The organism is Neobacillus cucumis, assembly GCF_016908975.1.
Taxonomy (GTDB): domain Bacteria; phylum Bacillota; class Bacilli; order Bacillales; family Cytobacillaceae; genus Neobacillus; species Neobacillus cucumis.
Map to the genome: position 1 here is coordinate 43,597 of NZ_JAFBEX010000016.1, position 14,661 is coordinate 58,257.

Below are 14,661 nucleotides of genomic sequence, written 5' to 3' on the forward strand. Positions count from 1 at the left end.
TAGGGAACGACTCCACGAAGCTATGAAAGCTCACATTATTATCCAATCTTCTCATCAAACTTCCGCTCATCCTGAACAAATAGTACACCCAGTTCGTGATGGTCTCCTTCATAAAGAGCGCGCTGTACAAAGCGGATCTCGCCTTTGGTGTCAAAGACCTCAAGCTTGCAGTGGGCGCGATTTTTCTGTAAGGCTTCATAGAAGGTATGTTCATCGTGAACAGCTCCCCCATTTACCTTCGAGATAATTTCTCCTACCTGTAATCCCATTTTGCTCGCAGGTGATTCCGGAATAACCCCAATAATCATCACACCATTATTCTTCTTAGAAAAATAAGCAGTCTTACTGTCATCCTTCAAAAAAGCAAACAATGACAATAGCTCGCGGCCAACGACAGCTAGGGCCGCAACCACAATCGACATTAATGGATACCAATAACCTGCAACAGAAAGCAGCGAAATTAGAACTCCTAGGATGATGACACGGCGACCGTGGAGCTGTATCGACTCTTTTGGCAGCATGCCTTTAATTTGCTGATTGAAACCAATCGCAAAGGGAACAAATATCAACGAATATTTTGTTGCCCCTAAATGGAACACGGGCCACCATTCAAACGGTACATGGATGGCGTTTCCAGGAATTAATAACAATAATGGTACCATCCAAAGCCTTTTCACTTCATGAACGCCGACCACTTGGCCGCGCTTGCTTTTTGCTAGTTTAGGCGAAGACCCAATGCTAGCATTTTTAAAAATGAGAATTCCTTCTGCCACTAACAATAATCCGAGAATCACAACCAAAGATGGATAAACCTTGCCACCAAAAGACGAAATAAACGGAATCGACCAGTTATTTTCCGCAATGATAATCATCGTGAAAAATGCCGCACCGAGCGTATACGCCGGTGACATCAGCCGAATATTGGTGGTTAGTGACCAGATGAATGTGAAAGCGGCAATGAGTAGAATAGCCACAAATGGAACCGCGATACCTGCTGCAACAATGATGATAGACAGCACTAGGCCGATGAGGATTCCCAACGGAAACAATTGCCGGAGTTCAAAATAGGCATCTTCCGCTCGAATATGAAAATTTTTCCGTTCACGTTTTACCCTCATGACCCCTAATACACCTGCAAGAAAAACGAGATAGTATAAAACAGGATGAAGAAAGAACCTGCCTGTCCCTCTGAGTAGTTCTACAAGCCATATTCCAACCATTTCCCGCCACCTGCCTCTATTGATATATCAAATAAAAATTCTCCTAAATTATATTTTACCAAATTAGCTCTATAAAAAAAATTGCTAGTTTTTAGAAAAAGAGAAAAATGTCATATTTCCTACAACAGTTATGTTGAATAAACCCGATTACCTTTATTTTTTGTAGAAAACTGGATCTTTTTGTGTGATATTCTGATATTTCCACGGAAATTCTTAATCATTCTAGTCCAATAGACATTATTCCACAAAAAAAGAACAAAAGCGCAAGCGCCTTGAACAGCCCCGATATAGGGAGATTTATCGAGGGCAAGCAAAGCGAAGCCAGAGATTAGTCTCCCTTAATGCGAACAGAAAACGATAGTTTTCTGTAGCCAAGCATAAGCCACTCAGGGAAAGAAGGCGTTCTTTGCCTTCATTCCCTGAGTGGCTGTAGACCATCGAGGGGCTAGGCGCTGGAGCTGGATGTCGACAGTCCATTTATTAACAGTTATCCAAAAGCGAAAATTTTATAATTTCTATAACGAAGAAAAAACAGAGGCTTTAAAGCCCCTGCTAAGTTATTGCGCAATCAACTTCAGCGCCATTTTCAGCTGTAAATCGTTTTTCGCTTTTTTCATTTCCTTCACAGCCGCTTCTTCGAGCTTAGCAGCTGTCTTTTCATCTATTTTTCCGTTAGCAGGCAGATTGTTCTCCTGCTGGAATCCTTCTACGGCTACTTTTGTTTCCTCACTAAAATAACCATCTTTCCTGCCTGGCTCAAAGCCCAATCCATCTAGAATTTCTTGGGCATTTTTGACTTGTTCATTGTTCATATCTACTGTAAGTGGCTTCTCTACCTGAATCGGATGGGTGTCAAAAATCTCTGGCTGGTTGATGCTTACATCTGGTTTAATCCCCTTCTTGTGAATCCAATTGCCATCCGGTGTCAACCATTTGGCCAATGTCAGCTTAATATTGCTACCATCCCCCATAGGGATTGCCTGTTGAACGGTTCCCTTGCCAAACGTCGTTTCCCCAACAAGCTTGTATCCGTCCGCTTCCTGAAGCGAACCCGCTAATATTTCCGATGCTGAAGCACTTCCCTTGTTCACGAGAACAACAATCGGATAATCCTTTTTCTTAGTAAGAGTCGAGAAGAAGCGTTGTTTTTCACCATTGCGCTGCTCAATTTGCACATATGGTTCATTCTTAGGAACTAGCTCTTTTAAAATTTCTCCTACACTATCTAGAAGGCCGCCAGGGTTTCCGCGGACATCAAGAATTAACCCTTTAATACCGTCATTCTCAAGCGCCTTTAAATCCTTTTTAAAGTCGGCAGCTGTATCCTCTGAGAATGTGGTGATTTCAATATAACCAATCTTTTTGCCATCTTGTTTCTTAAGCGAAGAATGAACGGTCTCAAGAGGAATTTCATCTCGTTTCACATTAATCGTTAGTGGTTCACTTAACCCTTTTCTGGCTATTTCCAATTTAACGGTCGTTCCTTTTTTACCGCGGATTTTCAGGGTAGCTCTGTTTAAGTCAAGTCCCTGGACGCTTTTTCCATTTACCTTTAAAATTTGGTCATTTGGCTTGATGCCTGCCTTCTCAGCCGGAGAATTTTTAAATGGCGAGACAATCACCATTTTTCCATCCACCATTCCGACCTCCGCCCCGATCCCTTCAAAGGATGATTCGAGTGTTTGCGTGAATTGCTTTGCCGTTTCCTTGTCCATATAAACGGAATACGGGTCTTTTAAAACAGACAGCATTCCTTGGATGGCTCCTTCTACTAGTTTATTCTGGTCCACTTTTTCCACGTAGCGGCTTAAAATAAGATCATAGGCCTGCTCTACCTTAACAAGGCTGTCTGTATCTGCCTGTGTGGTTGCAGCTTCTTCCTTAGGACTGACCACTTGCTCCATTTGGGAAGCCATTTTAGTTTTATGAAAATAGGTCATACCAGCATAAGTGCCACCTGCTCCTGTCAGCAGGGAACCTGTCATTAACAGGGCAATCCATCTACGATTCATCCCGAATCCTCCTCAAGTAAAGAAATACCTGTCCTAATCTATTTCTCAAAATGGCACCGAACTCCTGCCCGATTATTAACTTATATGTAGGAAATGGACGAGTTATGATTAGAAATTAGAAAAGCGCAAGCGCCTTGATCAGCCCGATATAGGGAGATTTATTGATGGCAAACAAAGCGGAGCCAGAGGATTGAGGTGCGATTTAAAAATTGTCCTATTTTTCAGTCTGTTATTATTCATATTTGATTTTTGTGTAGGTATGAGATTTCATAGGCGGAAAATTTCCGCCTAATGTATAAAGAGGAAGGTTAAGAAGCAGATATAAGCGGAGAAATTCCGTTTAACTGCACTAAATAAGACAAAATCTAAAGATTTGGATTAGATAAACGGAAAAACTTCCTTTATTTTTAAGGAAATAGGAGTATTTCCCAATTTAAGCGGAATTTTTCCGTTTATTTTCCAAACACACTGATTAATACCCAGCCGCAGTCCCTACCTGGCAAACAAGAAGAAAATGAAATGAAGTTTATCAGGGCTTGGCGTATGAGGAAGAAAATAGATGAATGGAAAAAGAGCATCCAAATGATGCTCTTTTCGAAGTACCTTCCTTTTTATGTTATGGCAGTGGCACGATACCGACAGGATTAATCGCATAGCGCTTATCCTGTGTCCACGGGCCTTTATGAAGCTCAAAGTGTAAGTGCTGACCTGTTGAATCGCCTGTGTTCCCCATAACGCCGATTTGCTGGCCTTTTTTTACAACAGCTCCACTGCCGACCAAACGTGTTGACATGTGGGCATAGACAGTTGTATAAACTTGTCCATTAATAGAGTGTGAGATAAAGATACAGTTTCCATAACTGCTAGATAAATAGGATCGAATGACCACACCATCAGCTGCTGCGACAATCGGCACCGCTGAACGATTGGCAATGTCTACACCGACGTGTCTTTCACTGCCTCGTTGTCCAAAACCAGAACTTAAATAACCGACTGCAGGCTGTGTCCAATAGCCGCTGGATACGCCAGGTGTCGCTCCGGAACTTGCTCCTCCAGAACTGGATCCACCACTATTGCTGCTGGCAGCCTTCTTGGCAGCTGCTGCCGCTTCTGCAGCTGCTTTAGCTTGTGCTGCCTGCTCATTCTTAATCGCTTGTTGAATAGCAGACTGTTGAGCAGCCAGAAGGGCGTCTTGTTCTTGTAAATCCATCAAGCCTTCATGGGCTTCATTTTCCTGCTGCTTCAGGCTAGCCAAAGCTTTATTTTTTTCAGCCTTTTGCACGTTTAATTGTTGTTGTAATGTTTGTAAGTCAGTGACCATTTTTTGAATGCTCACAAGGTTGGTTTTAACCTGCTCTTGCTTTGTTTCTAATTCTTTTTTATCTGCCTCGTGTTCTTTTAAAATGGCTTGGTCTGCCTCCATAATCGTGACAACCGCATTGGCACGGTCAACAAAGTCACTAAAGCTGGTCGCCCCCATTAAAACATCGATATAGTTGACCATCCCACCCGTGTCCTGATAGCTGCGGGCCCGGTCCTTCAGCAAAACATTCCGTTTTTCAATCCGGTCCTTAATGACTTCCATTTCGCCTTGAAGTTTCATAATATCTTCTTTGGTGCTTTCAAGTTTCGCGTTCGTTTCATTAATCTTATTGGTTGAATCGGTAATCGCGTCATCAAGTCTTGTAATCTCATCTTGAACATTTGCTTGCTGATTTTGCAGATCACTAATCTGATTGTTTTTTTGATTGATAGTAGAATTGATATTGGAGCGCTGATTCTGAATTTTGTTTTGTTCGCCTTTTAGGCTGGAGATTGATGCGGCTTCTGTAATGACAGATGTTCCTCCAAAGATGGTCCCAAACCCCACCGTTGCCGATACAGCAAGGGTTATCACTGATTTCTTCATAGCTGATTTTTCCCCTCCGACTTTCTATACACAGGTAAATCGTTCCTGCAATCTTTTTTCATAACTAAAGGAAGGACAAATAAGTCGTCCTTCCTTAAAAATTAAACCTTTAAGAATTTACGTACGGACATGACACTGCCCCATACACCGATTAAAGCACCCATTAAAATCAAAATGCCTGACATTTGATAAACAAATGGGCTAAATGGTAATACCTTGATAAAGGTTCCTTCAAGCTTAGGGCCTATATAATCATAAGCACGATAGTAGGCAATTGAAATCAGAACAATCGGTAAAATGGAACCGACAATTCCAAGCCATAGTCCTTCTAAAAAGAAGGGCCAGCGAATAAAGCTATTGGTTGCCCCTACTAATCTCATAATCTTAATTTCTCTACGTCTTGCAATAATCGTAATCTTAATGGTATTGGAGATTAAGAATATCGCCGTAAAGAACAAGCCAATGATTAAGACTATACCCACATTTCGGGCCGCACTGATAAATTTAAATAATTTTTCTACCTTGCCCTGTCCATATTTGACCTTTGCGACAAAGTTGTCTTTTTCAATTTGCTTCGCTACTTTCATCGTATCAGCAGGATTTTTTGTCTTAACAATAAAGACGTCGTTTAACGGATTGTCCTGTTGGAATAATTGAAACGCTTTGCCATCCTCACCAAGACTCTTTACTAGATTATCAAGCTCTTTTGTTTTCGGTGAAAATACAATACTTTTCACTTCTGGTATACTAGCAATCTGTTTTCTTAACGTATCTTGATCCTGTTTATTGGCAGCCACATCAATGTGAACACGAATTTCAACATCCTGTTCAATTGTTTGAGCGACTCTGTTAAGGTTCATCATAATGGCAAAAAACACACCAACTAGAATTAATGTAACAGTAACGGAACCAATGGAAGCAAATGTCATCCAGCCATTCCTCTTAATGCTCTTTAAGCTTTCACGGGCATGACGGCCAACTGTTCTAATTTTCATAACCGTATTCACCTCTTTGTTCATCACGAACGATCTTACCGCCTTCAATGGCGATAACGCGATGTTTTATTGTGTTTACAATCTCTCTGTTATGTGTTGCCATCACAATAGTTGTTCCACGATTGTTGATTTCTTCAAAAATCTTCATGATATCCCATGATGTTTCTGGATCAAGGTTACCCGTCGGCTCGTCCGCAATCACCACTTTAGGAGAGTTGACGATGGACCGAGCAATCGAAACACGCTGCTGTTCGCCACCTGAAAGCTCTGATGGAAGCATTTTAACTTTATGCGTTAGACCAACAAGCTCTAGAACTTCCATAACCCGTTTGCGGATAAATTTAGGCTGCGCCTCAATAACCTCCAGAGCAAAGGCAACATTTTCATAGACTGTTAGAGTAGGAAGCAGTTTAAAATCTTGGAATACAACTCCCATATTTCTTCTAAATAGCGGTACCTTTTTCATTTTTAATTTAGCAAGGTTCACACCATTCATGGTAATCGTTCCTGAAGATGGTACCTCTTCACGGTACATCATTTTAATGAACGTGGATTTCCCCGCACCACTTGGTCCCACCACATAAACAAATTCACCCTGATTAATTCGGACATCTATACCGTTAATGGCTGTAACTCCATTTGGATACTTCTTATATACTTCTTGTAGTTCGATCATTATTTATCACCTATATTGGAAGATTTTGTTCAAATAAAATTCGACAATATTCTTCGTATTTTTTACACAACGGACCAAAATAACAGACAATATGTGCATAATCTCGCATGTTTTTATTATAACATCTTAAGTAGCTAAAAGAAGTGGTAATTGTATTACAGTTTCTTTGCAAATATAAAACAAAACTTGACAAAATTCTCATTATTCTAAACTTATTTATGTTACATGTGTAAATAAAAAAACGCACTGTTTATTGTAACAGAACGTTTTCTTATCGTCTTTATTTTTTTGCTGCCAACCAAGTGGCAATGGTGTCCGCATCGTTGCCAGATACTAATCCAGCAGGCATTCCGCCTGATTTACCATTTTTTAAAATATCCAAAATTTCAGCTTTTGAATATTTTGAACCAACCTTTGTTAAATTTGGTCCCATTCCACCCTTCAGATCGCCGCCATGACAGCTGGAGCATTTTTGATCGAAAATCTTTTGGGCATCACTTGCATTGGATGTCTCGGTCGTTCCGGAATCTTTTTTCGTACTAGATGAATTATCCTTACCGCCTCCGCAAGCAGCCAATCCCATTACAAGGGACGTTCCAAGTAATAAGGTTAAGAGCTTCTTTTTCATTACCATACCTCCTTTAAGAAAATATTACCATCATTGTACTTCCTACGCCCGTTTGAAACCTTCACCAAGAACCTCGGCCGCATCCATGACTATAACAAAGGCAGATGGGTCTAGGGTTTTGACTAAATGTTTCAATTTAGAGAACTCTGTCTGGTCAACCACACACATGAGTACTGGCCGTTCATGGTCTGTAAATCCACCATATGCTGATAGTTTTGTCACTCCTCGGTCAATTTTATTCAAAATTCCTTCACGGACTTCCTCTTGGTTATTTGTAATAATCATGGCCATTTTCGAGCTGTTAAATCCTACCTGAACAAGGTCGATGGTTTTACTCGTTACAAAAAGGGCGATTAGCGCATACAACCCTTTTTCAATATCAAAGACAGCCGCAGCTGTCAGAACAATCAACCCATCGATGATTACGACGCATCTACCTAGGGTAAAACCGGTATATTTATTGATGATTTGCGCGGCTACATCAGTACCGCCAGTAGAGCCACTCCCTCTGAAAACAATGCCAAGCCCTAGTCCTACGCCGACACCGCCAAATAAAGCACCCAGTAAGGCATTGTGTGTCCAAGGATCTAGATGTTTTGTCAGAAAAACAACAAATGGAAGGAAGATGGTCCCGACAAGGGTTTTCACACCGAATTGTTTTCCTAAAAAAGCGACGCCTGCGATAAACAACGGTATATTAAAGGCCCATTGAACATAGGCGGGTTCCCATCCAAAGACGCCTTTTAAGATCGTACTAATTCCGCTTACTCCACCTGAAGCGATTTGGTTAGGAAGCAAAAACACATTAAAGGTTAAGGCGATGATTGCCGCTCCTATTAACACGAAAACATACTCCATCGCCACACTCAGTTTCGGATAGGTTTGTGTTAGATTGTCAAATACGTTCATACAACAGATTCTCCTCTATTTTCTATCTATAAAAAATATCTATAAAAAAGTGAGTATAGCATTACATAAATGTTGATGTAAATGGCATTCAGTTAACGTGATAAAGCGGTGATATAGTGAACTCATGGTGTATTTTTAATTAGCATTTGCTTATTATGGTCATTTCATGAAAGGGGGTTTTATTCTAAGAAGGTTCATTCACCGAATATTGTGTTGGAATGTCCGAAGGGGTAATGAAAGGGGTTGTCATTGACCGAAATTCTAAATTTTTCACATTTGGGGGTAATGATGCCCAAGTTGATTGACCATAATTCTCAATTTCTGCCTTTTTTGGGTAATGAAACCCCCGCTTCATTTACCGTTATCCTAAATTTCACACACCCTCGGTCAATAAGGAGGAGATAATCCCCTAAAATAGAAAAGCCTTCACCGGAGCAAACCGGCGAAGGCTCTTTATATTATGAAATTCTCGAACGTAAATAAGCATTGATAAATTGATCTAAATCCCCGTCCATGACCGCCTGGACATTGCCGCTCTCAGTATTCGTACGGTGGTCTTTTACCATCGAATATGGGTGGAAGACATAAGAACGGATCTGGCTGCCCCAGCCGATTTCCTTTTGTTCACCGCGAATTTCTAACAATTCTTGTTCCTGGCGCTCAATTTCCCGTTGATACAGCTTCGCTTTTAACATCTTCATCGCTGCCTCACGGTTTTTAATTTGCGAACGTTCCGACTGACAAGTCACGACAACTCCCGATGGTAGATGGGTAATCCGGACAGCCGAATCTGTGGTGTTGATATGCTGTCCACCCGCACCTGTTGCACGATAGGTATCAATTTTTAAATCCTCAGTACGGACCTCTACCTGAATTTCTTCATTAAACTCAGGCATCACTTCACAAGAAACAAACGAAGTATGACGGCGACCTGACGCATCAAATGGTGAAATCCGCACCAGACGGTGAACCCCTTTTTCTGCTTTCAGATAACCGTAAGCATTATGACCTTTAATGGCCAAGGTCACACTCTTGATTCCTGCTTCGTCCCCTGGAAGATAGTCGAGAGTTTCCACTTTAAAGCCCTTCTTCTCCGCCCAGCGTGTATACATCCGAAGCAGCATCGAACCCCAGTCCTGTGACTCCGTCCCGCCGGCACCTGGGTGCAGCTCTAGGATCGCATTATTTTTATCATATTCCTCACTTAACAGAAGCTGAAGCTCAAACTGACCTAAACAGCTTGTTAGCTGTTCCAGCTCTTCTTCAAGCTCTGCCCGCAGTTCATCATCATTTTCTTCTTTTACAAGTTCATAGGTCAGTTCAAGATTTTCATATGATTCATTTAACCCCATAAACTCATTGACTTGATCTTTTAAACCATTGGCTTCGCTAATAACAGCCTGTGCCTTCTCTTGGTTATTCCAAAAATCAGGTTGAAGCATTTCATCATCTAACTCAGCGATTCTGGCTTCTTTATTTTCAAGGTCAAAGAGACCCCCTAAAGTCCGCTAATTTCTTAGCTGTTTTTTCAAGTTCATTCCGAATTTCCGCTAATTCCATTTTCGTCACCTCTATAAAAAATTAAAGAATATATTTTTTCTTAGTAAGTCCCTATCCATTATAGCGTGAGAACCTGAATAAATTCAAAGTTAGACCATTTATATTTCATTTTTTGAACAATACCCACACCTACAATTCGCTAAAATTCCATTAAATTTCCTTAGTATTTATATATTTCCATGTGGCAAAGATGGTACTATTAAATAAGAACAAACTTGGTTTTAGTACAATTTTATACATAGAGAACTAGCAGGAATTAAATTAATAAAGAAGGAGCAAAGGCGAATGGAGAAAATAAACCGTAATGAACCTTGTCCTTGCGGGAGTGGAAAAAAGTATAAAAAGTGCTGCGGAGCAAACGATGCGATTTCAATTACCGATGTACTTATAAATGAAATGGAGGAAATGCAGAAACAGTTACTCCATTTTGCTTTCAATCACTTTGGTTATGAAATTAATGAGGATTTTGAAATACTAGAAGCGAATCTGGATATTGAAAATGACCCCGACCGGGAATTTTACGAAATGATCCATAGCATCTGGTTTTCCCTGTTTGAAGAATTGGATGATGGCGAAACGATTGTCGAACAATTTATTAAAGCTGAATCTGGAAAAATTAAACGCCCAAAACTAAAATCTATTTTACACACATGGACAAACGCTCGAACGATTGCCGGAAGAGTTTTGGACGTGAATGATAACACGCTGACAGTTGAAGATGGCTTTTCAGCCGAACAACTTGAGACGATTAATCTAGCTGAATCCATCCAACTCGAAGAAGGCTCGTTCTTTATTGGGATTCTCCTCCCATTTGAACATCGCTATGTCTTTTTTCCAGCACCATTAGAACTACCTGGTCTTAATCCTGATTTTGCTATCTCCTACATTGAGGATAGCAGTTTTGATGCAGATTATGACTCACCACAGGAATATTTGACAAATTTCTTTATAGATGTGATTAGTGAACTCCCAATGGTGGATGGTTTGGTGGAAGCAGATGAATTGGATTGGCCTGCTCCTATTTACAAAGAAGTGGCGGAGCTCTTGATAGAAAAACTGGAACCCATGTTGCCTCCTCCAGTCATCAATGCAGGCGTCATACTCTGGAATCAATTTTGCCAAAAGAAACAAAAACGAATCCAAAATCCGAATATTTACGTGGCAGCCCTACACTACCTATTATCCACAATAACTCCTTTGGAACAAGGTGTATCTCAGAAGGAACTGGCGAAGCTATATGGTGTGTCTGCTGGAAGTATTTCCTCTATATTCTCAGAAATAGACCATGTATTAGCAGAAGAAATAGCCGAGTTAATCGAAATGGTCTATGAGGATGATCTTCCATTTGATCCGCCTTCAGTCCAAACAGCACCCGTTATTGAGTTCCCTAGAAATCATGGAGCGAATCTGGATGGGGCTGACTCAAATGTGATGACACTTACAAGTGCAGTCGATAAGCCAGGAAAGAAAAAAGCTGGACGGAAGGTTTCCCGCCGTGATGAAGAACGTGCACGCCAATTAATCTATGACGCCTTGCAAACAGATGGAAAGAAGCGATATAAATTGGCGGAGGAAGCCTTACAGCTCAATCCCAACTGTGTCGATGCCTACGTGATTCTTGCTGAAAAAACAAAGAGCTTAGAGGAAGCTATTTTACTTTATGAAAAAGGGATTCAAGCAGGTGAACGAGAACTTGGTAAGGAATTTTTCAAGGAAAATACAGGCTATTTTTGGGGAATGCTTGAAACCAGACCCTTTATGAGAGCAAAACTGCATTATGCAGAAGCCATGTCTCTTTTGGGAAAAGTAGACGAAGCGGCTAAGCAATTTGAGGAGTTACTGGAATTAAATCCGATGGATAACCAGGGTGTCCATTACTCGTTGTTTGTTGCTTATATGGATTTAGGCCATTTTGAAAAAGCTCATGTCCTCCTTGTTCAATATCAGGAAGAAACTGCTCAGCAATTATTCAACTATCTACTGCTGGAATTAAATGAACATGGCTTTACAGCCAAGGCTGAAATGCTCTTAAAGGGTGCAAAAAAGATAAACAAGTTTGTAGTACCCTATTTAATTGGTAAAAAGAGACTGCCTGCCTATCCACCTGAATACTACGGATTCGGGGATGAAAATGAAGCGATTGTCTATGCCGATATGCATTTGCATTTATGGAAGAAGATTGAGGGGTTAAAAGATTGGTTAAAGGGTAAATAAGTAGTATAAAAAAAAGCCCTCCATCATTAGGTGGAGGGCTAAACTTTATACAATTCGAGAAGTTTCCCCCTCGATTTTTATGGTGTTGCTTTAATAATCGGAGCATGCACTGCTTCAGTAAAGGAACCACTATGACTATGACAATCCGAACAAACCTCAGTACTCCCCTTTGCATGTGCGGCTTTAACAGTATCATTCGTCGTTATAAGTGATTGACCAGATTCATCATAAATAGCTTTTCCAGTTACCCCGTAAAGGACTGTTTTGCCATTGTGACAAGTTAAACAATAATCACGTTTCTTTTGAACTGTCCAATCATCAATTTTAGTTAGAGAAAATGATTGCTGATTTTCATGTCCCAGTTTATTTTTCAATAATAAAATGTTATTGGAAGCATGAGTATCATGGCATTCTGAGCATGGTAGCTGACCATTTAGTTTACTACCATCTAAGGCAGACATTATATGTTTGGAGTCTTGATTTGTATAGTAAGTCAGTATATCCGTAGTTCCGTCTTTTAATTGTTTTTCATTATTATGACAAGTAAAACACAAGTTGTAATCATCCACATGCTTGGTAGTTCCATTTTTACTATCTTGAGTGTCAGTTATATTTCCAATCGCGGTAGTTTCTTGACGATAATGGAGGACATTATAACCACCACTTCCCTCCGCTAATGACTTATAGGAATAGGTAAATCGACCGTGACAGGCTTCACATAATTGAACATTGCTGTCAATTTTACCCACTGCATTCCCTTCCCACGTATCTTCCGCCCTATGATCATAGACATAATGATCATTTAATAAATTTGGGTTGTCTTCACTCCACGTTAGATGTGGATTGTGACATGCTGTGCAAGAACCTGACTTTGTATCGTGCTTGGTAATCTTTTGTGTCTCATGCTTTGATTTAATGCTAGAATCAAAATTAACCATTTTCGGTCCGGTTGTCCCATCATGGCAAGCCATACAGTAGCCCTGTGCTAAATCTTTATTTTCCAAACTAGTATTTCCACCTTCATGGGTATTGTGACAAATTGTACAGTTGTTTACATTATTGTTGTACGACCCATGCGGAAGCTGTTGTAAATTATTCATTTCCTGAACAGTATAACCGTTTACCGCGAAGTTTTTGGCGGCATTGCTCACTGTAGTAAATTGCTTGGTTATCGAATAAAACGGGTTAGTCAAATCATCAACTAATGTTCTTGTACCATCATTATAATCAAGACTAATTAAACTTGGGTTAAACCTTAAGTAATAGGTTTCACCAGGATTTAGTGCATCTTGATTAATGAGTGTTATTTTATTAGAAAGCGGTGTATAGTCAATATCAAATGGAATCTCTTTTCCATCCTTATCGTTTATGATAAAGGGATTGTGATTGTTATCAATTGAATTAGTTAATGTGTCACTTAGTTCAATTATGATGGTTTGGTTAAGCGATACTCTAGTTATATTATCACTTTCTAAGATATTAACATTTGCCGTAACATCCTCTTCTTTATATGGGTCTGGGCTTTCGTAATCCTTTTGCCTATATTTAAACACATTCATAGTAATAGATTTAATATAAGGACGTTGTACAAAAATTTCCGTAGTATTATTAGCTGCATCGATTGCTTCTATTTTATAATGGTTAAGTTTTGCAGTGACGACTGTTTTAAAGGACCATTCCCCATTATCAGGAACCAATGATACTTTTTGACCATCAGGATAGATTAAATTCATCGTTAATGTGTCAGTAGTTGGCTGATTGTCTGAAATTGTCCCAGAAACAGTAATTCCATCACTTTGCAGGGTTATATTTTTTACAATTATTGAAGGCTTAACGGTATCCGCTTCCTCCGTAGTTGCTTTAATAAGTTCAGATCCATTAGTAGGCGTAGGTGTTTCTTCAACAATAACAGTAGTAGAAGTTACTGTTTCTTCAACCGTGGAAGGGTTTGCAGTTGGTAACTGTTCTTCTGCATATGTAACTGTAGGAATAATGGTGGTTAGGCAAAAAAATAGAAGTACAATTAAAATAGTATAATTCTTACTATATTTAGAAGGGGGCACGATTGGTCATTCCTTTTTGCTTTGACATAAAAGCTATAATTGGATTCTTATTGTAGAAAATACATTAATAAGGTAATTATTTTCTCAATGTTTTTTCTTTTAACCTACATTATTATTATACTTTTATTAGAAAACTAATTGGGTAACAGAACTGTGAAGATAAATTGACAACATTGTGAACCTAATTATTGACAATATTGTGACCATATTGTTAAATAAATAATAACAGCCCACCGAAGTGAGCTGTTATTTAAAACTTAAATATTCCATTCAGGGGCTATCAAATAGTGGGGCTATTTGGTAGCTTTTTTAATATCCAGCATTTGGTGTATTAGGTGTTTGAGTATTATCAATACCGTTACGATCTGTATCTATACCAGGAGCAGTATTGTATTGATAAGTGTCTGTATTTCTTGTACCACCAGAGTGGGAAGAAGTATGACATCCCCAACATACAGCCATGTTAGTGTAACGT

Annotated in this window: 11 protein-coding genes; 1 reads left to right on the forward strand and 10 read right to left on the reverse strand. The window is 39.7% G+C overall.

Annotated features, from left to right (window positions below; translation table 11 throughout):
• Nucleotides 1-38: 38 nt before the first annotated feature.
• The 8 genes from JOC76_RS20120 to prfB all read right to left on the reverse strand — a co-directional run bounded on the left by JOC76_RS20120 (nucleotide 39) and on the right by prfB (nucleotide 9,909).
• Nucleotides 39-1,220, reverse strand: coding sequence for a PDZ domain-containing protein (locus JOC76_RS20120; protein WP_205180570.1), 1,182 nt, complete (start codon nucleotides 1,218-1,220; stop codon nucleotides 39-41).
• 557 nt (nucleotides 1,221-1,777) lie between these two features.
• Nucleotides 1,778-3,232 carry a S41 family peptidase gene (locus tag JOC76_RS20125; protein WP_205180571.1) on the reverse strand — a complete coding sequence of 485 codons (1,455 nt, stop codon included), beginning with the start codon at nucleotides 3,230-3,232 and terminating at the stop codon, nucleotides 1,778-1,780.
• Between the two features lie 616 nt (nucleotides 3,233-3,848).
• On the reverse strand, nucleotides 3,849-5,141 hold the full coding sequence (locus tag JOC76_RS20130) for a murein hydrolase activator EnvC family protein (RefSeq protein WP_205180572.1): 1,293 nt from the start codon (nucleotides 5,139-5,141) through the stop codon (nucleotides 3,849-3,851).
• A gap of 101 nt (nucleotides 5,142-5,242) precedes the next feature.
• Nucleotides 5,243-6,136 carry a permease-like cell division protein FtsX gene (gene ftsX, locus JOC76_RS20135; protein WP_205180573.1) on the reverse strand — a complete coding sequence of 298 codons (894 nt, stop codon included), beginning with the start codon at nucleotides 6,134-6,136 and terminating at the stop codon, nucleotides 5,243-5,245.
• Nucleotides 6,126-6,812: a cell division ATP-binding protein FtsE gene (ftsE, locus tag JOC76_RS20140; RefSeq protein ID WP_205180574.1), complete on the reverse strand. Its 687-nt coding sequence runs from the start codon at nucleotides 6,810-6,812 to the stop codon at nucleotides 6,126-6,128. The genes ftsX and ftsE overlap by 11 nt, the downstream gene beginning before the upstream one ends.
• Nucleotides 6,813-7,092: 280 nt before the next feature.
• Nucleotides 7,093-7,440, reverse strand: coding sequence for a cytochrome c551 (cccB, locus tag JOC76_RS20145; protein ID WP_205180575.1), 348 nt, complete (start codon nucleotides 7,438-7,440; stop codon nucleotides 7,093-7,095).
• A gap of 42 nt (nucleotides 7,441-7,482) precedes the next feature.
• Nucleotides 7,483-8,349: a YitT family protein gene (locus tag JOC76_RS20150; protein ID WP_205180576.1), complete on the reverse strand. Its 867-nt coding sequence runs from the start codon at nucleotides 8,347-8,349 to the stop codon at nucleotides 7,483-7,485.
• A 458-nt stretch (nucleotides 8,350-8,807) separates the two neighbouring features.
• Nucleotides 8,808-9,909, reverse strand: a protein-coding gene (prfB, locus tag JOC76_RS20155) for a peptide chain release factor 2 (protein WP_205180577.1) whose coding sequence is annotated in 2 segments (ribosomal slippage) — nucleotides 8,808-9,836 and nucleotides 9,838-9,909 — 1,101 coding nt in all. Because the reading frame shifts where the segments join, the coding sequence is not laid out codon by codon here.
• Between the two features lie 285 nt (nucleotides 9,910-10,194).
• Between prfB and JOC76_RS20160 the strand changes: the two genes are divergently transcribed.
• Nucleotides 10,195-12,123, forward strand: a complete 1,929-nt coding sequence (locus JOC76_RS20160) for an SEC-C metal-binding domain-containing protein (protein WP_205180578.1) — start codon at nucleotides 10,195-10,197, stop codon at nucleotides 12,121-12,123.
• A gap of 77 nt (nucleotides 12,124-12,200) precedes the next feature.
• On the opposite strand, the gene JOC76_RS30760 is transcribed toward JOC76_RS20160, so the two are convergent.
• Entirely contained in the window at nucleotides 12,201-14,186 is a 1,986-nt protein-coding gene (locus JOC76_RS30760) for a cytochrome c3 family protein (protein WP_205180579.1), read from the reverse strand.
• Between the two features lie 309 nt (nucleotides 14,187-14,495).
• Nucleotides 14,496-14,648 carry a hypothetical protein gene (locus tag JOC76_RS20170; RefSeq protein ID WP_205180580.1) on the reverse strand — a complete coding sequence of 51 codons (153 nt, stop codon included), beginning with the start codon at nucleotides 14,646-14,648 and terminating at the stop codon, nucleotides 14,496-14,498.
• Nucleotides 14,649-14,661: the final 13 nt, after the last annotated feature.

Excerpts from the sequence above, each read along its gene's own strand:
- JOC76_RS20170 (WP_205180580.1), bottom strand. The coding sequence starts at position 14,648 with ATGGCTGTATGTTGGGGATGTCATACTTCTTCCCACTCTGGTGGTACA.
- cccB (WP_205180575.1), bottom strand. The coding sequence starts at position 7,440 with ATGAAAAAGAAGCTCTTAACCTTATTACTTGGAACGTCCCTTGTAATG.
- JOC76_RS20120 (WP_205180570.1), bottom strand. The coding sequence starts at position 1,220 with ATGGTTGGAATATGGCTTGTAGAACTACTCAGAGGGACAGGCAGGTTC.
- JOC76_RS20130 (WP_205180572.1), bottom strand. The coding sequence starts at position 5,141 with ATGAAGAAATCAGTGATAACCCTTGCTGTATCGGCAACGGTGGGGTTT.
- JOC76_RS20160 (WP_205180578.1), top strand. The coding sequence starts at position 10,195 with ATGGAGAAAATAAACCGTAATGAACCTTGTCCTTGCGGGAGTGGAAAA.
- JOC76_RS20125 (WP_205180571.1), bottom strand. The coding sequence starts at position 3,232 with ATGAATCGTAGATGGATTGCCCTGTTAATGACAGGTTCCCTGCTGACA.
- JOC76_RS20150 (WP_205180576.1), bottom strand. The coding sequence starts at position 8,349 with ATGAACGTATTTGACAATCTAACACAAACCTATCCGAAACTGAGTGTG.
- ftsX (WP_205180573.1), bottom strand. The coding sequence starts at position 6,136 with ATGAAAATTAGAACAGTTGGCCGTCATGCCCGTGAAAGCTTAAAGAGC.
- ftsE (WP_205180574.1), bottom strand. The coding sequence starts at position 6,812 with ATGATCGAACTACAAGAAGTATATAAGAAGTATCCAAATGGAGTTACA.